Consider the following 19,802-nt stretch of genomic DNA (forward strand, 5'->3'; position numbering starts at 1 on the left):
TCTAAAAAAGACAAATGTAGCCGAGCTCGTCAGCGGCGTCGGAGAACGCTTCCGCCTCGAAGTCGTAGATCGCGAAATCGTCGGACTTGAGCGGCAGCGCGAACTTGTTGGACACCGCGCGATTAAGCTTGCAGACGAGGTTCTTGCCGTCGTAACTGTTCTGCAGCATGAGCGTGAAGCTGGGCATGTAGCCCATGGTCTCGTTGGTGAGCGTCAGGATCTGGCCGCCGGTCGCCGCGCTGTATTCGTAGCTGACCTTGATGGCCTTGCCCTGGTCTGCGGCGGCGAAGGTGTAGACGCCGGTGGAGGCGTTGAGCGAGTACTCGCCGGTGGCGGGTGCGCTCGCCACGCGCGTGAGCTGCACGCCGGTGGCGGTGAACACCACGCCCATGTCGGCGACGAAGGTGCCGGAGCTGGGCGGCACCATGGTGACGGTGTACGGGCCGGGCGTGGCAGGGATGGTGTAGGCGTCGTCGAGCTTGACCGCCTTGATGCCGGTGGTGGCGGCCTTGCCGAGGAACAGGCTGCCGATGATGGCGGCGTCGAGCTTGGCGTATTTGGCCTTGATCTCGATCTTGCCGCCGGCCTGACCGGCGGCGATGGGGTAGCGCTTGTTGCCGCGCAGGGTCTTCATCTCGACGGACATGTCGACCGAGACGTCCTGCAGGTCGCCGATGATGACGGGCGTGGGGTTGGCGATGGCCGTGCCGTCCGCCAGCTTCTGCGGGACCGTGATGATGCGGCCGACTCCGAAATTGATCATTGCCATGGTGTGTGCTCCTGGTTAAGTGGCGACGGAAAAATCGCCGGGGCGAACGAGAATCTGGATCTGGTAACGCGCGGTGAGGCGGCCGCGCACGCGGTCGGCCGAGTCGTTTTGCAGATCGGTGGAAAGCAGGCGCAGACCCTTGCCTTTGGCCGCGATGACGGCGTCGGCCAGCAGCAGCGCGTGGGCTTGCATGTGCAGCGCGTCGACGGCGGTTTCCCAGTCGTCGCCGGCGGCCATGCAGGTGAGGGTGAAGGCGAGCTGGTGGCGCTCGCCGTTGGAGGTGAGCACGTCGCCGCCGCTGTCGGCGCGGCGCACGTTGATCGCGTCCAGCTCGTCGTCGCCGAACGCGTCGTCGCGCCCCCGGAAAACGTGCGTGCCCGCGGCCGTGGAGCCGGCCAGCAGCACCGCGTGCACGCGCGCCATGATCAGCTCGAACACGCTCGCCGCCATCAGCTCACCTTCCTCAGCGGCACCACGAGATCGAGGCCGTCGAACGTCGCCGGCTGCGGGTTCTCGCGCGCCTGGTAGGTGCCGCCGTTGATCGTGAAGCTGTCGCCGCGCACGACGTTGAAGGTGACCGCGGGATAGCGCACGCTGTAGTCGGTGCCGATCATTTCGCCGCCGACCATCGCCATGCCCGGCGCGTCAAAAATCCCGCGATCGGTGACCGGCGCCCCCGCCTGCGGCGTGTGCGTCACCGCGACGCCGAAGTCGGCATAAAAGGGAGCAAGGTCGGAGAAGTCCATGCCTGCCAGCGTGGCAGGAGGGGTGCGACATTTGTAGGCAAGGAATGTCGCGGGGTGGAAAGAAACAAGCCGCCCGAAGGCGGCGCGAATCTGCTGTGATAATTTATCGCTTCTCACCCCGCCCCTCGGCGGCTCGAACTTGATGGGGCGGTCATTTTGATCATCCGAACCTCTGCTGCGGCTTTTAATACTTGCCAGTCCGTAGATCGTCAGGGAACACTCCAGCCGCATCGCTAAACGCGACAGCCAGTTGACGCACAAAATCAAGTCCGGGGTGTGTATCGAATCGAGTAATGAACAAGCCAGAGCAGCGAGTTCCAAGCGTTGCGGCGCTGCCTCCCATAAACTGCACCGGAGTCGCACCTACTGCGGACTCCGGATTTAGTGCGAGCATACAGAAACCAAAAGACTGAGCTTCCGCGTCATTCCAGTTTCCGGTCGAGAAATCAATCGCAGCCGTGGTGAACGCGCCGCCATTCAGGGACACGGCGACAGTGTTATTGAGCGTGTCGATATACCCGCACAGTGCGGACCTCGCGCCGGCTGTGAGTGCCGCTGATTCAGCGACACCAATCACGTTCGGGGTGACTCCGTCGAATTTGTCGCAAATGCGTACCCGCCCGACGCCCGTTGCTATGTGTTGACTCATGGTGAAAGCCTGAACCGAGTCATTCCCCACCCCGGCGCCCATCATGAAGATGGTCTGTGTTTTATCCACCGTCGCGCCCGTTGTCGCCGGATAAATATCAGCGGCAAAAAACAGCAGCCCCTGGGAAGCTATAAGCGTTTCGATGGCGCACAGATCATTAAGGTATGCGTTCCCGATCACGCGGGCATAGGTCGAAGCCTTGCCAGTCCCATCATTCGGTGGGGTGGCCCACTTGGCATTTGCCCACACATTGGGGGTACCTGTCGTATCGACGAGCGGAATGTCAGGGCCATTTCCCATCGCGTCAACCAGCGGTCCTCCGGAATATTGGCGCAAACGGTACCAAACGGATTTGTTGCGCAGACCGACAGAGATGTTCCCCCCCGTCGTCGGATGCACCGCCACATTCCGCTCAACATCGAACAGCAGCGGCGTCAGCCCCCCTCTCGTCGGATCATCCCCCACATACACCGCCACCCCACGATTCACCAGCTCGGCCTCGCGATCCGCGCTCAAGGTCAGCTGTGTCCCGGTGGCCTGTTCGACGCCGGCTTCGAGAATGGGGGCGGTGAGCTGGATGGTCATGGCGTGTCTCGCAGTGGGTGGGGGTGGGGATCAGCGCGCGGCTCAGGCCTGACCGGATTCGCTGTTGCCGCCCTGGCCTGCATCGGCTGCGGGGGCGCTGGCTTCCTTGGCGGCCTTGGCACGGGCGCGGCGCATGTCGTCGGCGGCCTTGAGCATTTCCTTGCTGGCGGTGAGCGTGTTGCCCTTGGTGGGGTCGTCGTTGCTGTCGACGAAGAGAGCGCGTCCCATGCGGGCGAGCTCGAAGGCGATGTCCTTGGGGACGCCTTCGACGATTTCTCCGACTTCGCAGTGGACGCCGCCGCGGTCGTCGCCGCGGTTGATGAGGCAGGATTCGGTGATGAGTACTTTGGGCATGGTTTTCTCCAGATGAACGAGGCAAGGCCTCGCCTTGCGGCAGGGCCCGTGCGGTTTGGGTTACGCGGTCAGCGCGTCTTTCATCACCGCGAAGCTGGCGGCGTGGCGGGCGGCGACGTCGAGGTCCTGCAGGGCGATGACGCGGCGGGTGCCGGAGGTGGCGCCGGTGTAGGGGTCGAGCATGATGTCGAGGCCGCCCCACATGGCGACGATCAGGTCGGCCCAGTTGCCGTAGGCGATCGCGGAGCAGACGCCGGTGCTGGTGCCCTTGTCGAGGTTGCTCGGCATGCTGTTGCTGGTGAAGGCTTCGTAGCCGAGCACTTCGCCCACTCCGCGCTGGCCGGCCATGCTGGTCCACACCGCCTTGCCGTTGGTGGACGCGAATTCCTGCGTCTTGCGCAGCTTGCCGCGCACCTTGGTGTTGGTGAGGTAGGCCAGGTTGCCGTTGTCGGCGTTGGCGTTGGCGACGGCGCTTTCCAGATCGACCATGTGGTCGTAAGTGGGCGCGAGGCCGTTGGTGCCGCCGGCGACGGAGCCGATGCCGCTGAGGTTCAGCAAGCCGGTGGGCTCGTTGGTGCCGCCGCCAACCAGGGCGCCGAGCTGGATGGATAGACCCAGCACGGAGGCCAGATCGGCGCGAACGAAGGCTTCGACGTCAAGGCTGGACTGCAGCAGAAGCTTGCGGCTGAAGTCGGTGAAGGCGCCGACAGTCTTGGGCGACAGCGGCACCTGGCCGACGGTCTGCTGGCTCTCGGTGGGCGCGCCGGATTCCGCAACCCAGTACCCGGTGGCGGCACCGGTCTGCGAGGGGATCGCGATGTTGCCGTTCAGGTCGCGCAACCAGGTGATGCCCAAGCGGTCGAGCACCATCGCGTTGCGCAGCAGGTCGATGAAGCTCGATCCGAGCAGCTCGGTGGCGACGAGGTTGCCGCCGCCGGTGGGCGCGCCGACGGTGAGGTCGCGGTAGGCAAACATCGCCTCGTCACCGCGCGCCATGGCGCGCTTGATCAGGCTGCGAGCGACGTTGGCGGCCATGGTGCTGTTCATGGCCATGCCGCGCGCCAGAACGTCGACGGGGATGGTGATCGCGGCTTCGCGGTCCTTGCTGCGCGAGTCGCCGCGCTTGTCCTGCGCGGCGCGGCTGCACTCGAGCTCGAAGGGTGCGAACTTGTGCGCGTTGACCGGATCGGATGCGGCCAGCAGCGCGCGGCAGAAGCTGAACTCCTCGACGTCTTTCTGGCTCATGCCGATCTCGGGCGACTCGGCGGGCTTGAGCGTGCCGCGCGCGGTGAGCGACTGCAGCACCTGGTCGCGGAAAACGTTGAGGTCGGTACCGGCTTCGATGGCGCGCTCGGCCAGGTCGGCGAGGCCGTGCTGTTTGCCGATGGCGGTAATGTCCTTGACGCGTGCACGCTCGGCGGCCAGCGGGTCGGCGCCGACTTCGATGTGGGAACGGGTGGCGGCGGGGTTATTGACCGGCGCCGGGTCGGTGATGATGTCAGGCATGGTATGTCCTTTCGTTTCGAGTGAACCGGCGGCGCCGGGGGTGGGCAAATCGACCACGCGATAGCGCGGCGTGTCTTGCTCGGAGGCCTGGCGGCCCAGGCCGACGGTGGCGTCGGCCGGGATATCCACCAGGGAGATTTCGAACGGTGTCCAGTCCGTGACGCGGTATTCGTTGGGCTGGTCGTCGTAAGCCTTGGTGAGCGTGCGCTCGTTGATCTGGTAGCCGATGGAGACGTTTTTCACGAGGCCGTCGGCGATGTCCTGGCGCAGATCCGCGAGCGCTTCGCGGCGGCTGATGACGAGGTCGGCCAGCAGCCGGTCGCCGTCGAGCCACGCGCGCTCGACGGCGCCGATGGCGGCGAGCGGCGTGGCGCCGACGGCGGTGTAGCGGTCATGGTTGGCGAGCACGGCCGCGCCGCCGTTGAGGCGCACGAGATCGACCTCGCCTTCCTTGTGGCCCAGGGTTTCCACCCACGGCTCGCTCCACCAGCTGCTGCGCAGGTAGGGCTCTTCGCTCGACACCGAGAGGCGCAGCCGCAGCAGGCCGTCGTCGGTGGCGCCCTCTTCGGCGGCGCGGACGGTGAGGGTGGCGGGCAGGCTGCGGTGCAGCGTGCCTTCGATGCGCTGGCGCTTGGCTGGCTGTTCGGCAGTGGCGGTCGGCATGGTCAGTCTCCGTTTTCAAGGCCGCGCGCGGCGGCCAGATGCAGGTGGCGGGATTTGGCGGGCTTGGTCTCGTCGTCGTCCGGCTCGGCGGGGGCGGCATTGCCGTTGGCCGGCGCGATCGCGCCGAAGAGCTTTTTCTCCTCGGCGATTTCGGCGAACAGCTCGTCCGGGTCTTCGCCGCGTTCGAGCACGATGCGGCGGCGGCTGGTGAGGTCGAGGCGCAAATTCGTTTCGTTGGCGTTTGCGGTCTTGTTCGGGTCGAGCGGGGCCCAGCGGCGCGGCTGCCAGGTGGCGGCGGCACGGTAGGCATCGACCAGGCTGGGGCGCAGACCCTGCGCGGCAAGCGCGAGGTAGGGCGCGGCGGCGTGCAGCACCGGCGCGTGCAGCCATTTGCGCAGGCGGGTCTGGGTCTTTTTGTGGTGCTCGCGCTCGCCGAGGATGCCGACCTGCGCGCTGGAGTAGTTCACCGCTTCGAGGTCGTTGCCGGCCGTGACGTAGCTGATGCCGCGCGCGGCGGACCAGGCGCGCACGTGGCCCTTGGTGTAGGTGTCGGCGTTGACGTTGGGCCACTGCGACTGGTTGAAGCGCACGTCGTAGCCCTGCGGGATGGTGTCCCAGGTGCCGGGTGCGAGCGTCTGGAATTTCTCGGCGGCGGCGGTGATGGTCTTGATCTCGTCCGGCGTGAGCACCTTGCCGGCGGCCTTGGCCGCGTCGAGCACCGACGACACGATGGTGTCGGCAAACCCGGGCGGGGCGTTGCCGTCCGGGCTCACGAAAAATCCGATCTGCTTGGCGGCGTTGGAACTGGCGACGGCGGCGGATTCCTCGAAGTCGTGCAGCAGCCACAGCCGGCGCGCGCCGATGGTCAGCCAGGGAATGCCGCGCAGCTGGCCGACTTCTTCCACCACGTAGCGGTGCACGATCTCGCTGGCGGGAACGCGCACGTGGCGGCCGACGGTGACATAGCCGGCTGGCGCGTCGCCCTGCTTGGCGACCTGCAGCCAGTAGGCGACGGGCTTGCCGGCGTCGTCGATTTCCTTGCCCATGCGGATGCGGTTGCCGCCCCAGGCGCGGTTGAGCGTCACATCGAGCAGCGTTGGGTCGAGCATCTGGACCTGAAAGCCCATCGGCCCCGATCCCGGCAGCAGCCGATAGAGCAGCTCGCCGCGGCGGGCGAGTGTGTTGATCGCGAGCGTTTCGACCTCATCCCACGGCAGACCGGAGACGTCGGCGTTCTCGCCCCACTTTGCCCAGGCGTCCTCGAAGGCGCGGTTCGTGTCGCGGTCGTATTCCTCACTGCGCGCCTTTTTCAGGCGCATCTGCAGCTGGATGCCGTTGGGCCCGAGCACGTTGTCGTCGAGCGCGGTGAGATAGCCCGCCGCCCATTCGTTGTTGCGGGCGAGCCCAGCTGACCGCGCCCACAGCGTGGGCAACTGGCGCGCGAGCGCCTCGTTGATGTGCACCTCGCTGGTCGACCAGCTCTCGGTGTAGGCCGGCGTCTCGGCGGCTTCGAAGTTGCGCTGCGCCTGCCGCAGATCCTGCACCATGCGCGCCTGCACCTGGCCGGCCACCGTACGCAGCGTGGACTCCATCCACTCGGCGCGCTGGGCGGAAGTTTCGCGGGGCTTGAAGAGGTTGCCGAAAAGACTCACATGCGCACCTGTACGCGGCCAGGCGAGGTGCCGTTCAGCAGCGCGATCGCCGCGTCTTCCTTGGCGACTTCGAATTCGTAGTAGCGGATCAGGTCGGTGATCTGCTGCGAATCGCGGAACTTCATGCGCCGGCCGGCTATGTCGTACTCGGCGACGTGCACCTGCCCCTTTTGCACGTAGGCCGCCAGCGCGGCGCGGGCGTTTTCGAGCGCGATGCGGTTGGCGCTGCGGCCGTCGTGCGTGGCCGCGACCGTGAGGTCTGGCAGGATGGTCACCGGCGTCGATTCGAGCGTGGCCTTCTCGCTCGTTGCCGACTTCTCCACATACGCCACCAGCGTCGCCGAACCCGCCACCCACGCGGCCGTGTTCGCGGCCGTGAGGCTCACCGTGTGCAGCGTGCCCGCGCCGGTGGCGGTGAACGTCTGCGCGGTGCCCGACGCATACAGCAGCCGATACTTCAGCGCCCAGCCATCGGCCGCCGAATACTCCGGCAGCTCGCGCGTCCACGACGCCGAATCGCCGGCGCGGATCGCAGTGGGTTCATTGGTGGGGAGTTCCATGCCTGCCAGCGTGGCAGGCAGGGTGCGACATTTGTAGGCAAGGAATGTCGCGGGAGTTGGAGGGGGCCTGGGCTAACGCGCGGGCATGACTGGCGAGCCGCTCGTCGGCCTGCCTTCGATCAGATTCCGGATATCGTCCATGTCCGTCGACGACACGAGCACCGTCCCATTGGCGAGCGCGGAATCGGCGAGCGCAGTCGCGATCTGCTGCACGCGCACAAGCTCATGAGCGCGCGCCCTCTCTGCCTTCCAATGCGCGCACGCGCGAACCTTGCCATCGGCGACGCGCGAATCGTCGCCGCACCAGTTCAGGCAGTCACACTTCATTGATTCTCCGTAAATTCATAGCGATCTCCGGACCAAGCCCAACACCACCATCAGGACTGCGAACAAGAGCGTGTTGAGTGACTGAGGACAACGTTCGAACGAAAGCCATAGCGAAGTCATCGGAACGCAGGCGAAGCCTCACACGTGCTCCATCAGGAACTCCAGAAATTCGATCTACAACACCCAAACCAAACAGGAACACGGTGCCGTCGGAACTTTCGCTTTCTAGAAACTTCATTGATTAATTACCCCCTATGTTCATCACGCAATTTTTCCAGCCTGATTTCCCGTTAAGCGAAAGTCATACAGGCATCACCCCCGCAGCCGCTTCAACCGCTGCGCCTGGCGCACGCTTACGCCGAGCAGCCGCGAGATCTCCTGCGCGTCGGCCTCCGCGCCGAGCTTGGCCAGCTGGTCGAGGTGATCGCGCTTGCGGCTGCGCGCCGGCACATAGAGCCGCGAGCCGCCGGCGTGCTCGCTGATCGAGCGCTTGAATCGCTCCCAGTCGTCGTCGCTGACGCCCTGCAGCTCGGCACGAATCATGTCCAGGAACAGGAACAGGTTATCGGTTGACACGCAGACTCCGGCGTTGCTTGAGGATGTTGCGGAACCGCGCCGCGGCCAGCTCGGCGTCGACGTCCGCCGCCGGCGCGTCGACCTTTTCGGCGACGTCATCGCTAGGGTCGGGTGCAGACGTTTGCACGGGATCGGGGGCAGGGGCACTGGGCTCGGGCGTGGCGAGCAGATCGCCCTGGCGCAGGCGCAGATCATCGATGTCCCACTGCACCTGGCGGCGCAGGTGCAGGCGCAGGTGGCGGCTCATGTAGAGGGTGTAGACGCAGCAGTCGAGGCCTTCCTGCCGGCGGTCGGTGCGCGCTTTCCAGTAGCGCTTGCGCGGGTTGAGGCGGTGCGGGATCTTCATCTCGGACAGCAGCTGCTCGAAGAAGTCGGCGCGGACGCCTTCGTACCAGTGCATGCGGCCGGCGCCATTTCCAGTCAGCCGCACGCGTCCGCCTTCCTGCGCCCAGCCGAGGATGAGGTCTTTGGCCTTGGCGGTGCCCACCTGGTGGATCTGCACACCGTAGCGGCTGGCCTTGGTGCTGCGGTGGTTAGGGTCGACGGGCTTGGGCGGCGTCCAGATCTCGACGCGGCCTTCGTTGTCGGGTGCGCCCTTGAGGGCCAGCACGGGGCGGTCGGCGCGGTTGTGGCGGCGGACGAAGGAATAGGCTGCGTCCGAGGTCTGGCCGTCTGAGCAGTCGATTCCGACGCCGGCAATGCGCAGGTCGCTGCCGCCGGCGTGCTTGACGGTCTGGCCGAGCATCTGCTCGAGCTCGATCCAGGCACCCTGTCCGGCGACGACGGTCTGGCCGTACAGCTCGCCCCAGTAGGCAAGCCACATCTCTTCGCCTCGCCCGACCACCCAGCACTGCACGGCGATGCGGTCGTGTTGCACGTCGACGCCGAGCAGGGGGTAGACGCCGCCAGGGGTTGTCCATTCCTGGTATTTCTCGACGCGCGCAGCGAGCTCTTCCTCTTCCGGAAGCTCACCCTTGTACTCCCACGGCAGGCCGCGGCTGGCGTTCCAGAAGGCGACCATCTTCTCCGGCTCGCCGCGCTCGAATTCGTGCTGGGCGGTGAGGTACTTTTCCACTAGCACCGGCACGTAGCTGCCCTCGAAAACGCTCATCAACTCATTCATGTAGAACCCGCGATCGGCGCTGTCGGCGGTCGGCTCCCAGCCGTAGTTCGGCGCGACGGCGGCGGCGGCGCGGATGTTGACGGCGCGCTGCGCGTCGGTCCACACGCTGCCGCAGTGCGGGCAGGCATAGAACGCATCCTCCCAGCGGGCGCGGCCGTAGACCTCGCGATCGGGCCAGCGGGCGTCGAGGTCGGGTGCCCTCAGTTCGTCGTCGGCGAGGTTGAGGCCGGGGATGGTGACGTTCGACCAGTCGAGCTCGTGCCGCTCGCCGCAGTCGTGGCAGGCCACCAGGAAGCGCCGCTGGTCGGTGGTGCGCATCTCCTTCTCGATCTCGGACGCGCCCTTGGCGGTGGGTGTGCCGCCAATGACTTCGAGCGTGTTGCGGATGGTCTTGCCGCGTTCGCGCAGCAGCGCGATCGAGTTGCCCTGGCCCTTCACGTCCTTGTTCGTGTCGTCCGGCTCCTCGACGTAGCGCACCTTGGCGCTGGTCGACTTCACATCGGCCGGCGAGTTGGACGCGACGAACTTGATCAGCCCGCCCGCGTAGTGCTTGCGCGTGGTGCTGTTGCCGTCGGAGCGCGACTTCAACCGGATGAGCTTGGCCAGCACCGGCGTGGCCCGCACCATCGGCGCGAACTTCTCGGCGTCGAAATCCTTCGCCGACTGGATCCGCGGGAACATCGCCACCTGCACGCAAGGACGCCAGTGCGCGTGATAGCCCATCAGCGTGCACACCACGCCGGCCGTCCACGATATCTGCGCCGGCTTCTGCGCCACGATCCGCCCGACGCCAGGCTCGCCGGCAGCAGCCAGCACGCCGCGCAGCGCCGGGATGTTCTCGGTGTCGAACTGGCCGGCGTAGTCCGGGTTCTCCTCCGGCGACAGCCAGCGGTACTTCTCCACCCACTGCAGCGGCGACAGCGGCTCGCGCGGGCGAAGCTGCGCAAACACGCGCGCGAGCATGGCATCGAGCGCCTGCTCGGCCCAGCAATCCACGTCGACTGTGCCGCCGTCAGGCATTACTCGTCATCCTCCTGGTCTTCGTCCGCCTTCTGCCAGTCCGCCAGGCGCACCAGGAAGGACTCCAGCTCGCCCTGCAGCATCGTCTCGCGCGCGCTCAGATCCTCCGGCAGCTCGCGCGCCAGCCGCGGCACCGCGTCGAGCCACTTCTCGCGCGCCGCCACGAACGCCGCCTTCAGCTTCGGCTCCAGCAGATCGGCCGGAATCAGCTTGCCGCGCCGCTCCGCGTTGTCCATCTCGATCGCGTCGGCCTTCACCCGCGCCAGCCGATCGTTCGGCGACTCGCTCTGAACCTTCTTCACCTCGCGCTCGACATACCAGCGGATGCAGTCCGCCGACTCGTATTCGCTGGGTATCCCGGGGCTGCCACGGAACGCGATCGGGAACCCCTGCTCCTGCCAGTCGACGATCGTCTTCGGCGCTACCCCGAACACCTCCGCAACCCGCTCCTGCCCTACAATCCGCGACACTTACGCACCCCCCTGCACATCACAAAACTGGCGAATTCCCGCGATCGTTTCGCGCCGTGTGCGGAGGGGCTGGGAAGGACCCGTGAAACATGGGGCCCCGCCCTCGCTCGACAAGTTCGATGCTGGTTGGACGGCCCTGATCATCTGGCGTACCCCTGCAGCACGGCGCGTAGCTCACGCTGGAAGTTAGCGGGGAACTTGTCGAGCATCACCTGCTTCACCACCTTGTTGACGCGCCTGGTGTTGAACATCTGCCCGATGTCGATGGTGTTGAGCGCCTTGATCGGCAGCCGCTCCTTGCCAGTGCGGATGAACACCGTGCGGCCCATGTTGCCGACGAACGCACCCTTGATGGACTTCTTACCGCCGGCACGCTTGATCTGGAACTGCAGCTGGCCAGCCAGGTCGGTGCGCCCGCTGCGCTTGGCAGACGCCTTGCTGACCTTGCCCTTGGTGACGAACGCGATCAGGTTCATCGATCGGCCCGGGTCTTTTCGCGTGGCCTCCAGCGTGGCCACAAGCCTGAACGCACCGTTGCGTGCCGAGGCCTTGTAGACCTTGAGGCGATCCTTGGCCGTGCCCACGCTCACCCTGAACTCCTGGCTGATCTGCCGCGCCATCTGGGTCTTGCCCTGATCGATCGTCGTGTTCAGCGCCCGCACCACCGCCTTGTTGCCGATGTCCGTGCCCAGCTGGTTCAGCCTGGCCGCCACCTCGGGGAAGTTATTGCGGATGCTGATCGTGCTCATGCCGCCTGCCTTTCCGCCGACGCCGCTGCCCGCATGCGATCCTCGGCGGCGTGCACCATTGAGGTGAAGCGCCGGATCTCCTCAGCCATCCCGGCCAGCCAGTTCGCCCACAACGCGATCCGCTCGGCGTCATTGCTGTCGACGGCGGCCTTCACGCCCCGGTCGGCCTCGGCCAGATCGGCTTCGGTCCAACCCTCGGATTCCTTCCACCAGCGGCGCACCAGGACGTAGTCCGCCCGCATCGTGTTCAGTTCGACCGTCATACGTCGAACTCCAGCAGGTCTGAAATGTCCGGCCCGGGCGTGGCATCGTCGGCGTGGATCGAATCGGGATCGACCCTGGCCTGCTCGGTCAGGCGGATGCGATAGGCCCAATAGGCTTGATCGCGCAGCCGGCTGGCCAGTGTGAGGGCGCGCTTGTTGATGGCTGAGCGCTGGGCTCGGGTCAGTTTCTCGGGCATCACAGATCCTTTCCGGCAGAGGTTAGGAAGGTTGGGAGCAGGTTAGGAAGGGTGGAAGCCGCATAAACAGGGCTTGTTCCTAACCTTCCTAACCTTCCTAACCTGAAACGAGGTGTTGTGTGTGTAGCGGGTGTTACGCACGCGCGTATACGTGTGCGTGCGTGCCATGCACGCGCTACGTGTAAGGAAAAGCAAAACAGGTTGGGAAGGTTAGGAAGGTTAGGAACCTCCTTTATCCATGCGGGATTCAGGCTTCCTAACCTGCTCCCAACCTTCCTAACCTCGGGGCTAGAATGGCGCGGCATCGAGCCCTCCTTCCCCGGGTCGCACACCACCTACGCGCGCAGTTTCCATTGCCGGTGGTGCCGTTTCATTTGTCGCTGGATCAGAGTCCCTCTTCGGTGCCGTGTACCAGTAGCGCACCATGCCGTTGCGCTTTTCCACGCGCCCGCAGCCGAGCTTGCGCAGGGCGATGCCGATGCGCGTCTGCATGTCGCGGGTGAGCTTGCTGGCATCGATGACCTTCAGCCCCTCGAAGGCCGCCATGGCCACCGAGAACGGCTTGTATTGCTCGTATACCCAGTCGTGCAGCGCGTCGACCAGCGATTCGCCCTGCTCGCGCTTCAGCTGCTCGGGATCGAAATGAAGGCGCTGCTCTTCGCCCGTTGGGTAGAACCGCTCACCCTGCTGGTAACGCACGAAGGCCTCGGCGAACAGCTGGTCGCGCACCTTCGCCAAGCCGGAAAGATCGATCTCGCCGACCTCGATCGGCCAGAAGCGACGCCCGCCCGTCGGGTCCTTGTTCCATTCCCATTCGTTCGTGGAGCCGGAGAACACCGTCTGCCGTGGCACCTTGATCTGGCGCCGGCCATACACCGGCCGATATTCATCGATCTGGCGCGACAGAAACGACTTCTGTTTGAGCGACTCGGTGCGGGCCAGCGATCCCAGCTCGGGGAACTCATACAGCCACTTGCCCTGCAGCGCCGCCATCGAATCCTTGTTGTGCAGATCGATGTCGGTGTCGCCGAACCACTCGCCGCCCAGGATCGACAGCGTGGTCGACTTGCCGCGCCCCTGGATACCCTCGAACACCAGGCAGTAATCGAACTTCACCCCCGGCCGCATCACCCGCGCGATCATGCCGAGCAGAAACCACGCCGCCACCCGCTCCGTGTATTCGGTGCGCGCCACGCCGAGGTAATCTTCCAGCCAGTGATCGATGCGCGCCGTGCCGTCCCACCGCAGCGACTTCAGCCAGTCGCGCACGGGATGGAACGCAAACGCGCGCCCCAGCACCTCCACCGCCTCCGCCACCATGATCGACGACGGCGTGAAGCGATACGTCCGCGCCAACCACATCGCGGTGCGGCTATCGTCGGTGCCGTCCCACTCGCCGGCCATGCCGCCCTCAAAAGGCGGCGGCGCACGCTTCACCGTGCGCTGAGCGAATTCGTCGAACGCCAGCACCCCCTGCCACGAAGGATCGTTGAGCAGGATGTCGTACACGTTCGCCAGGCAGGCCTTCAGGTCGCCCTTGTCGTACAGCAGTTTCTTGCGCCAGTCCGGCATATCGTCCGGCAGCGAGGAAGCCTTGCCCCCCCCACCGGGCTGCGCCCGCGCCCGTGATGCTTTCGGCGGCTTGGGCGGAGACCAGCCGGCATCCATCGCCAGCTTGAAAATCGTCGCCCCCGTCACGCCCTTGCCCGGCTCGAAACTCTTCCAGTGCGTCGCCACCTGGGCGCTGCCGGGATACTTCGCCGACTTCGCCGACCAGGCATCGAACACATCGCCCGCGCCCGTGCCCAGCTCCGAGCAGATCGCCATCCCGATGTGAATCCAGTCGTCGTAGCCGCACTCCGGCGAAATGAACGCCAGCGCGCTCTCGACCTTGGCGCGGCCCTCCAGGGCTGGCGCCGGCGCAGTGGATGGCTTGCCGGTGGCCGCGCGCTTCTTGCCGCTCTCAACCGTCGCCTTCAGGCGCTTCAGCACCTTCTCGGGCAGCGGGTTCACCTCTTCCGGCGTGGCCGGATAGCGCTTGCCAGTAAACGTGAAGAACTGGCGCCCGCAGAACACCTCCACGCCAACCTCGTTCGACTTGAACGTCTCCGTCTCGCCCGAGCAGATGATGTGCACACCCTTGCCGCTCGGCGAGAACTCCGTGTAGCTGTTGCAGTTAGCGATGATCGCCGCGCCGCGCTCCGTCATCAGCTCCGTCGCCGGATCGAACATGCCATCGAGGTCCACCCCGATCAGGCCATCCCCCGGCAGAAAGGCGAAGCCCACGCCCGTCCAACGACTGCCAGCCTTCTCGACCGCCGCCCGCGCCGTGGCCAGATCGACCAGCGCCGCCCGATCCGCGTCCGAACCCTGCTCACCCGTGCGGCGCGCGCCGGAAACGTAATACGGCACCTTGCGCGGCTTCTTATCCCCCGGCTTCGACTCGAATCGCCACACCAACCACTGCGCGCGCGCAGCCAGCGTGGGGGGGATCGCATCGAACGCCACGGCGTTCAGACCTGCTGTATCTGTCTTGTCCTGCACGCCGTCCCCTCGGCCGTCGCCGGCCCCGTGTTCTGATTGTTTGCCGGGTCATCGCCCAGCATTCGTTTGAGTGTTTCGAAATAGCGCGACGCCAGCTCCGGCGTAGGCCGCGCACGCATTGCGTACGAAAGCGCCCATGCCTGGCGCTCCGGTTGGCTCATCGCGCGGCCCGCCAAGTCAACCCTCCGCAATCTGGCGGGCACGGTTCAACAGCTCCTCGCCCGCCGCGAAAAATTCCAGCATTTCGGACTGCAGCCCATCGATCTCGCGCGAGGTCAACTTGCCGTCCGCCAGCGCCTGGTGGAACTTGCCGGAAAAGTCGCCCAGCTCGCTCATCAAGCGCGTGTACGTCTCCAGCAGCGCCGCATCCGACACCGCCACATCGATGCGGGGAATCGGCGGCAGATAGCCCAGCGCCTCATTCATCGCCCGGCACATGCGGTGGTCGCCAGACACCCCCTGAATGCGCACCGACTCATCCAGGCGCAGGTGATGCGTCGTGTTCTTGGGATTGACCTTGTTCCGCAGCACCGCCGGATCAAGCCCAACCCGCGGCCCCAGGCTCTCAGACCCGCCCGGGTAATCGTGCACCGTCGCGAACGCCGCATCGGTGATGTTCATTGCCTCTCCCTCGTGAACGCTGACGCCGGCCGGGCCATTGCGTAGCCTGCATCCATTGATCGAAAAAAAGCCCCGGCCAGGACAGCGCCGGGGAAGGATTGGAGGAGGACTGCATGCGGCAGATTACGAACAGCACCGCCATCTGCCAGGGCGGAAAAGGCGCCCGTTCCAGGCTCGGTAGAATGGCAAGTCTCACCAAACCACACACCGAAAGGAACGGACATGGAAACCGAAGAACGGCTCAAGCGCCTGGAGAACGCCGTGCGGACACTCTCCTCGGAACTCATCGAGACGCAAAAAACCAGCGACGAGCGCGCGGCCCTGCTCATCGGCATGGAGCAGCTATGCCTATCCATGCTGCCGCTCATTTCTGCCCCCGAGCCGATGATCCGCAGCGTACTCGTGATCGCATACGACAGCATCGACAGCAAGCTCGACAAAGCGGACGACGAGTTTCGGGCCGCAGCGCGTCGAGCACTCGACGTATTCTCTGCTGCGATTCTTCAGTCGAGCGATATACGCGCGAAGCTGGAGCGGCCGGATTCGGATCGTCCCGCAGCGCCCTGAGATCATTCGCCTTGCGCGTCGAAATCGACAGCACACGCGACATCTCGGCTTCATCGCCGCGCCCGAACAAGCGTTCCCACCAGCCGCGCTTGCTCACGCGGCGGCCTCATCGCCGTCGCTGCGCCGGCGGTCTTCCTCCCGCCGCTCCCCGTCGCGCGGCTCGCCGAAATCACCAAAGTCGGGATCGCTCACTTGGCGGCGGTCGCCATCGCGGCGCTCGACACCCGAGCGCGGCTCGCCGAATTCCCCGAAGGTCGAAGCGCACTTGCATACCGGAGCCATATGGGACGGCAGAGCATCGCCGGGGTTGGGGTACAGGTCGGGCCGCAGATCGTGCGGCGTCATCCGGTACTCAAGAAAGTCCGCGATCGCAAGCACCACGTCGGCCGGTGGCATTTGATCGGGGTTGGGGCTGTTAAGCCACTTGTACACATGTGGCTGGCTGATTTTCGACCCGGGGATTCGCTCGCGAATGCCGCGCGCCAGTTGCGCCTGGCCGTGTGCCAAATCGACTGCCTGTTGGAGAGATTCCATGCTCATGCCCTCAGAATATAACCAAGGTTCTACTGATGTCAACAACTACAGTTCTTTGACTGTTTATGACCGTGGTTATAGGTTCCAAGCCATGAAATACGGAGAACGCTTACGCACGGCACGCGTCCACGCCAAACTGACCCAGCAGCAGCTGGCGGATAGGATCAATAACGTGTGCACGCAGGAGAACATCTCCAAGCTGGAAAGAAGCGACGCCACGGGCTCGGAGTTCACAGCGCAGTTCGCCGAGGCATGCGGCGTCAGGGCAATGTGGCTGGCAGAGGGGCAGGGCGATATGGTTGACGGCCTTTACGTGCACGACGAAAGGATCAAGCACCTGGTGCAGGTATGCCAGGACCTTGCCGATTACGACGTGCAAAGGCTCGTTCAGGCTGGCGATGCACTTAAGGAACTCAGCACCAAAACCAAGAAACCAGCGTAGCGCCAGAGTGTTGATGTTCGCGGTACAGTTGGAGCTTCAATTCGAATAAACAGGGGAGAGGGAAACATCATGAAGAACACACTGACGGCAGTGCTGATCGCCGCCACATTGAGCGGCTGCGCCACCACAGCCGACCCGCAACGCCAAGCCGTACTCAACGAGATCAACCGGACGATCCCGACCTGCGCCGGCGCCGACGACTGCAACGTCAAATGGGAAGCCGCTCAGCTATGGGTGGTTCACAACGCCCGCTACAAAATCCAGACGGCGACGAACGTCCTGATCGAAACCTACAACCCAGCCGACAGCAGCCCGTATCTTGCAGCCAGGGTAACGAAAGAGCCACTGGGTGGCGGCAAGTACCGGATGCTGGTCACGGTATGGTGTGACAACTGGATTGGCTGTATCCCCGACCAGTACGAGAAGGCGCTGGACTTCAACCGCACCGTGGCGGCAGCAAAGCCATGAAAACGACTCTAGCCACTACAATCATCGCGGCCACAGTGCTTGCCGGCTGCATGTCCGCCGGCATGGATGTCAAGCCCGACCAGGCCCGCGCCTTCCAGCCCGGCAAGAGCACGCGCGCCGAGATCGAGGCCGCCCTGGGCCGCCCCAACGTGGTGAGAAACAAGTCGGACGGCACCACCGAAATCGTCTATCAACACGTCGACGTCCGGGTGCGCGGCGAAACCTTCATCCCCTTCATCGGCGGCCTGGTGGGCGGCAGCGACGTGCGCACCAACGAAGTCACCTTCAGCCTCGACACAAACGGCGTCTTCCAGTCCACATCGAGCGCGACCACCGAGCAAGGCGCATCGCTGATCGGCTCAAGCAACTACCGCCCACCGGCGACGCCATGACCAACAAACCCCACCCCACCATCACCGTCGGCGAGCTGCTGGACGAACTTCGCAACTATCCAGCGCACTACACCGTCGATTTCGGCGGGCTCGTGTTCAGGCGGTTCAAGCCTCGGGCACCGAGCCACCTTCAGGCGGAATTCGCCCAGACAGTGTCTCTAGACGATGAAGGGTACGTGGTGGTTGATAACCACGACTGATTGCGGCGAGCGCGATCCCAAGCTCAGCGTCTTCCATAGGCGCATAGCTTTCTTCGATCATGCCATCCATGTATCGCGCCAACATCCAGCGGCCAGACGGGCCCATGCGCCACACCCACACATTACCCTGATCAAGCGGGATCTCCACGCCATCCTCGCGCCGGTACAGCAGGCCAGGCGCCCCCGCTTCCGCCAGTTCTTTCTGATCCATCCCTGACTCCTTTTCGACTCGCCCACATCGGGCGCGGCTTCATTGTGCCACAAAATATAACCTTGGTTCTTGACAGATTGAGAACCATGGTTATAAAGTAACGACATACCCCGTAGCCGCGCGCCCCGTTGCGCACCCCAAGCGGCAGACGTGATGGGCCTGGACCCATCCCACGGTCGGGCAACCGGCTAGGAGCCTCACGAAGACGCAGGGTGATGTTGGGGAGCAGTGAACCGATTAACCACGGGAGAGGGAATCGCAATGAACTTCGGAACCAGAAACGAACTGAGTGCATACAACGCCCAGCGCCGGGCCGAGCAGGCCGAACGCGCAGACACCATCATCGCTGCGGTGTGCCTGGCCGGAATGGCCGTCATGGTGCTGCTGGCCGCCGCCGGAGTGGTGTGATGCAGCCCATCGTCATCCCCTCCATCGTCTCGCTGCGCTGGCAGGAGGCGCTGGCCCGGCCCAGCATCGGGCGCTGGCACAGCCTCACGCAGATGCTGTCTTCCATGGTCGTCAACGCCTCGGTCTACACCCCGGGCTCGCCGATCGTCGACGACCTGCGCACCCTGGCGCATGTGGCGCATGCGCATCAACTTGGCATGCAACCGATGGCGGCCGAGGAAATGGCGGCCTGATCATGCTGAGCGACCTCCAGAAAAGCCAGGCGCTCCACGACGGTGGCGCCGTGATCGCAGCGCGCAAGGCCCACATGGCGCGCACAGCCACCGCCCTGCGCAAGATCGACCCGAACGACTACGGCCTCACGGCAGGCGAGTCGACCGCCATCCGCGCCGCACTCACGGCGATGGACAAGGTGATCGCCTCGCTCGCGAAGGATGCCCGCGAGGCCGACGCGATCAGGAAAGACTACGAGAAGCGCCTCACGGCGGCCAGGAAGGAATTCGCCACGCTGCTGTATGCCGACGTGGCGGACTGCATCGCGCTGATTGCAACAGCCGAGCGCGTACCGTTTTACGGATTCGAGCTCCGGTCGTTCCGGGATCGCAGCAGCCCCGTTGGAAATAGCTTGCATACCAAGGCTCGCGACGCCATCCACTCAATTGCCCACACCTGCGCCCGCGACAAGCTCGACCCAGCGACCAGGCGCCAGGAAGTCCTGGCTGGCCTGCCGGCGTTGAAGGAACGACACGCCGACCTCATCCGCGAGCTGACCACGCTCGCCGTCGCCGAACGCCTGGAGCAAACCGCTTGACCACCCGGGAAGCCTGCCCCATCGAGCCAGGCCGTAAAAGGAGTATCAAAATGTCAGCAAGACCCATCACCGACACCCTCCGCCATATCGGCGGCGGCGTGTTCATCGACACCGCCAGCGACAAACTCGCCGAGCTGGTGGCGGCGGTCGATTCGTCCGGCAAGTCCGGGCGCATCGACCTGAGCATCAACGTGAAGAAGGCCACGCGCGGCGGCGCCATGATCCTAACCGGCAAGGTCAAGGTGACCAAGCCCGCCGACGAGCCGATGGAAGCGATGCTGTTCGCCACCCCCGAGGGCAACCTGGTCGCCGACGATCCACACCAGCAAAAGCTGGATCTCAAGAGCGTGCCGTCCGCCTCCGAGGCCGCGCCCACACAACTCAAATCCGCATAA

27 protein-coding genes are annotated in these 19,802 nt (G+C 65.0%); 8 read left to right on the top strand and 19 right to left on the bottom strand.

Features of this window, described 5'->3' with window-relative positions; all coding sequences use genetic code 11:
* Nucleotide 1: 1 nt before the first annotated feature.
* From BGO62_RS12800 to BGO62_RS12880, 17 genes are all read right to left on the bottom strand, one after another.
* On the bottom strand, nt 2–769 hold the full coding sequence (locus BGO62_RS12800; RefSeq protein WP_296643100.1) for a hypothetical protein: 768 nt from the start codon (nt 767–769) through the stop codon (nt 2–4).
* Nucleotides 770–784: 15 nt separating this feature from the next.
* The gene (locus BGO62_RS12805; RefSeq protein WP_296643102.1) at nt 785–1,207 is read right to left on the bottom strand and encodes a hypothetical protein; all 423 of its coding nucleotides are present in this window, start codon (nt 1,205–1,207) and stop codon (nt 785–787) included.
* Nucleotides 1,208–1,218: 11 nt separating this feature from the next.
* Entirely contained in the window at nt 1,219–1,515 is a 297-nt protein-coding gene (locus tag BGO62_RS12810; RefSeq protein ID WP_296643106.1) for a hypothetical protein, read from the bottom strand.
* A gap of 184 nt (nt 1,516–1,699) precedes the next feature.
* The gene (locus BGO62_RS12815; RefSeq protein WP_296643108.1) at nt 1,700–2,749 is read right to left on the bottom strand and encodes a hypothetical protein; all 1,050 of its coding nucleotides are present in this window, start codon (nt 2,747–2,749) and stop codon (nt 1,700–1,702) included.
* A gap of 42 nt (nt 2,750–2,791) precedes the next feature.
* A complete protein-coding gene (locus BGO62_RS12820; RefSeq protein ID WP_296643109.1) occupies nt 2,792–3,103 on the bottom strand; it encodes a hypothetical protein in 312 nt (103 codons plus the stop codon).
* A gap of 60 nt (nt 3,104–3,163) precedes the next feature.
* Entirely contained in the window at nt 3,164–5,272 is a 2,109-nt protein-coding gene (locus BGO62_RS12825) for a phage major capsid protein (RefSeq protein ID WP_296643111.1), read from the bottom strand.
* A 2-nt stretch (nt 5,273–5,274) separates the two neighbouring features.
* The gene (locus BGO62_RS12830; protein WP_296643112.1) at nt 5,275–6,924 is read right to left on the bottom strand and encodes a phage portal protein; all 1,650 of its coding nucleotides are present in this window, start codon (nt 6,922–6,924) and stop codon (nt 5,275–5,277) included.
* Nucleotides 6,921–7,484 (bottom strand): hypothetical protein, encoded by a 564-nt coding sequence (locus BGO62_RS12835; protein ID WP_296643116.1) that lies wholly within the window; start codon nt 7,482–7,484, stop codon nt 6,921–6,923. The genes BGO62_RS12830 and BGO62_RS12835 overlap by 4 nt, the downstream gene beginning before the upstream one ends.
* A gap of 72 nt (nt 7,485–7,556) precedes the next feature.
* Nucleotides 7,557–7,811, bottom strand: a complete 255-nt coding sequence (locus tag BGO62_RS12840; RefSeq protein ID WP_296643120.1) for a hypothetical protein — start codon at nt 7,809–7,811, stop codon at nt 7,557–7,559.
* Between the two features lie 312 nt (nt 7,812–8,123).
* Nucleotides 8,124–8,387, bottom strand: a complete 264-nt coding sequence (locus BGO62_RS12845) for a hypothetical protein (RefSeq protein ID WP_296643122.1) — start codon at nt 8,385–8,387, stop codon at nt 8,124–8,126.
* Nucleotides 8,374–10,530 carry a terminase gpA endonuclease subunit gene (locus BGO62_RS12850; protein ID WP_296643123.1) on the bottom strand — a complete coding sequence of 719 codons (2,157 nt, stop codon included), beginning with the start codon at nt 10,528–10,530 and terminating at the stop codon, nt 8,374–8,376. The genes BGO62_RS12845 and BGO62_RS12850 overlap by 14 nt, the downstream gene beginning before the upstream one ends.
* Nucleotides 10,530–11,000, bottom strand: a complete 471-nt coding sequence (locus tag BGO62_RS12855) for a terminase small subunit (protein ID WP_296643124.1) — start codon at nt 10,998–11,000, stop codon at nt 10,530–10,532. Before BGO62_RS12855 ends, BGO62_RS12850 begins: the two co-directional genes overlap by 1 nt.
* 140 nt (nt 11,001–11,140) lie before the next feature.
* Nucleotides 11,141–11,749, bottom strand: coding sequence for a phage tail protein (locus BGO62_RS12860; protein ID WP_296643130.1), 609 nt, complete (start codon nt 11,747–11,749; stop codon nt 11,141–11,143).
* A complete protein-coding gene (locus BGO62_RS12865; RefSeq protein ID WP_296643131.1) occupies nt 11,746–12,012 on the bottom strand; it encodes a hypothetical protein in 267 nt (88 codons plus the stop codon). Before BGO62_RS12865 ends, BGO62_RS12860 begins: the two co-directional genes overlap by 4 nt.
* On the bottom strand, nt 12,009–12,209 hold the full coding sequence (locus BGO62_RS12870; protein WP_296643134.1) for a hypothetical protein: 201 nt from the start codon (nt 12,207–12,209) through the stop codon (nt 12,009–12,011). The genes BGO62_RS12865 and BGO62_RS12870 overlap by 4 nt, the downstream gene beginning before the upstream one ends.
* 288 nt (nt 12,210–12,497) lie before the next feature.
* The gene (locus tag BGO62_RS12875) at nt 12,498–14,753 is read right to left on the bottom strand and encodes a VapE domain-containing protein (RefSeq protein ID WP_296643137.1); all 2,256 of its coding nucleotides are present in this window, start codon (nt 14,751–14,753) and stop codon (nt 12,498–12,500) included.
* Nucleotides 14,754–14,930: 177 nt separating this feature from the next.
* Nucleotides 14,931–15,374 (bottom strand): phage regulatory CII family protein, encoded by a 444-nt coding sequence (locus tag BGO62_RS12880; RefSeq protein WP_296643140.1) that lies wholly within the window; start codon nt 15,372–15,374, stop codon nt 14,931–14,933.
* A gap of 222 nt (nt 15,375–15,596) precedes the next feature.
* Here BGO62_RS12880 and BGO62_RS12885 point away from each other — a divergent pair, with 222 nt between their 5' ends.
* A complete protein-coding gene (locus tag BGO62_RS12885) occupies nt 15,597–15,941 on the top strand; it encodes a hypothetical protein (RefSeq protein WP_296643143.1) in 345 nt (114 codons plus the stop codon).
* 93 nt (nt 15,942–16,034) lie between these two features.
* On the opposite strand, the gene BGO62_RS12890 is transcribed toward BGO62_RS12885, so the two are convergent.
* On the bottom strand, nt 16,035–16,475 hold the full coding sequence (locus tag BGO62_RS12890; protein WP_296643146.1) for a YdaS family helix-turn-helix protein: 441 nt from the start codon (nt 16,473–16,475) through the stop codon (nt 16,035–16,037).
* Between BGO62_RS12890 and BGO62_RS12895 the strand changes: the two genes are divergently transcribed.
* From BGO62_RS12895 to BGO62_RS12905, 3 genes are all read left to right on the top strand, one after another.
* Complete coding sequence (locus BGO62_RS12895) at nt 16,474–16,917, top strand: helix-turn-helix transcriptional regulator (RefSeq protein ID WP_296643149.1); 444 nt, start codon at nt 16,474–16,476, stop codon at nt 16,915–16,917. The two genes, BGO62_RS12890 and BGO62_RS12895, sit on opposite strands and share 2 nt — an antisense overlap.
* A 69-nt stretch (nt 16,918–16,986) precedes the next feature.
* Entirely contained in the window at nt 16,987–17,385 is a 399-nt protein-coding gene (locus BGO62_RS12900) for a hypothetical protein (RefSeq protein WP_296643152.1), read from the top strand.
* On the top strand, nt 17,382–17,777 hold the full coding sequence (locus BGO62_RS12905; protein ID WP_296643156.1) for a hypothetical protein: 396 nt from the start codon (nt 17,382–17,384) through the stop codon (nt 17,775–17,777). The genes BGO62_RS12900 and BGO62_RS12905 overlap by 4 nt, the downstream gene beginning before the upstream one ends.
* A 105-nt stretch (nt 17,778–17,882) precedes the next feature.
* Here BGO62_RS12905 and BGO62_RS12910 read toward each other — a convergent pair whose 3' ends face one another.
* Nucleotides 17,883–18,188, bottom strand: coding sequence for a hypothetical protein (locus BGO62_RS12910; RefSeq protein WP_296643158.1), 306 nt, complete (start codon nt 18,186–18,188; stop codon nt 17,883–17,885).
* A 261-nt stretch (nt 18,189–18,449) separates the two neighbouring features.
* On the opposite strand from BGO62_RS12910, the gene BGO62_RS12915 reads away from it, so the two are divergent.
* From BGO62_RS12915 to BGO62_RS12930, 4 genes are read left to right on the top strand one after another with little or no spacing between them, the layout of a single operon-like run.
* Complete coding sequence (locus BGO62_RS12915; RefSeq protein WP_296643161.1) at nt 18,450–18,596, top strand: hypothetical protein; 147 nt, start codon at nt 18,450–18,452, stop codon at nt 18,594–18,596.
* Complete coding sequence (locus tag BGO62_RS12920) at nt 18,596–18,829, top strand: hypothetical protein (RefSeq protein ID WP_296643163.1); 234 nt, start codon at nt 18,596–18,598, stop codon at nt 18,827–18,829. Before BGO62_RS12915 ends, BGO62_RS12920 begins: the two co-directional genes overlap by 1 nt.
* A 2-nt stretch (nt 18,830–18,831) precedes the next feature.
* Nucleotides 18,832–19,407 carry a hypothetical protein gene (locus BGO62_RS12925; RefSeq protein ID WP_296643165.1) on the top strand — a complete coding sequence of 192 codons (576 nt, stop codon included), beginning with the start codon at nt 18,832–18,834 and terminating at the stop codon, nt 19,405–19,407.
* Between the two features lie 50 nt (nt 19,408–19,457).
* Nucleotides 19,458–19,802, top strand: coding sequence for a hypothetical protein (locus BGO62_RS12930; RefSeq protein WP_296643168.1), 345 nt, complete (start codon nt 19,458–19,460; stop codon nt 19,800–19,802).

The sequence above is a fragment of the Thiobacillus sp. 65-1402 genome (assembly GCF_001897685.1).
Classification (GTDB): domain Bacteria; phylum Pseudomonadota; class Gammaproteobacteria; order Burkholderiales; family Thiobacillaceae; genus Thiobacillus.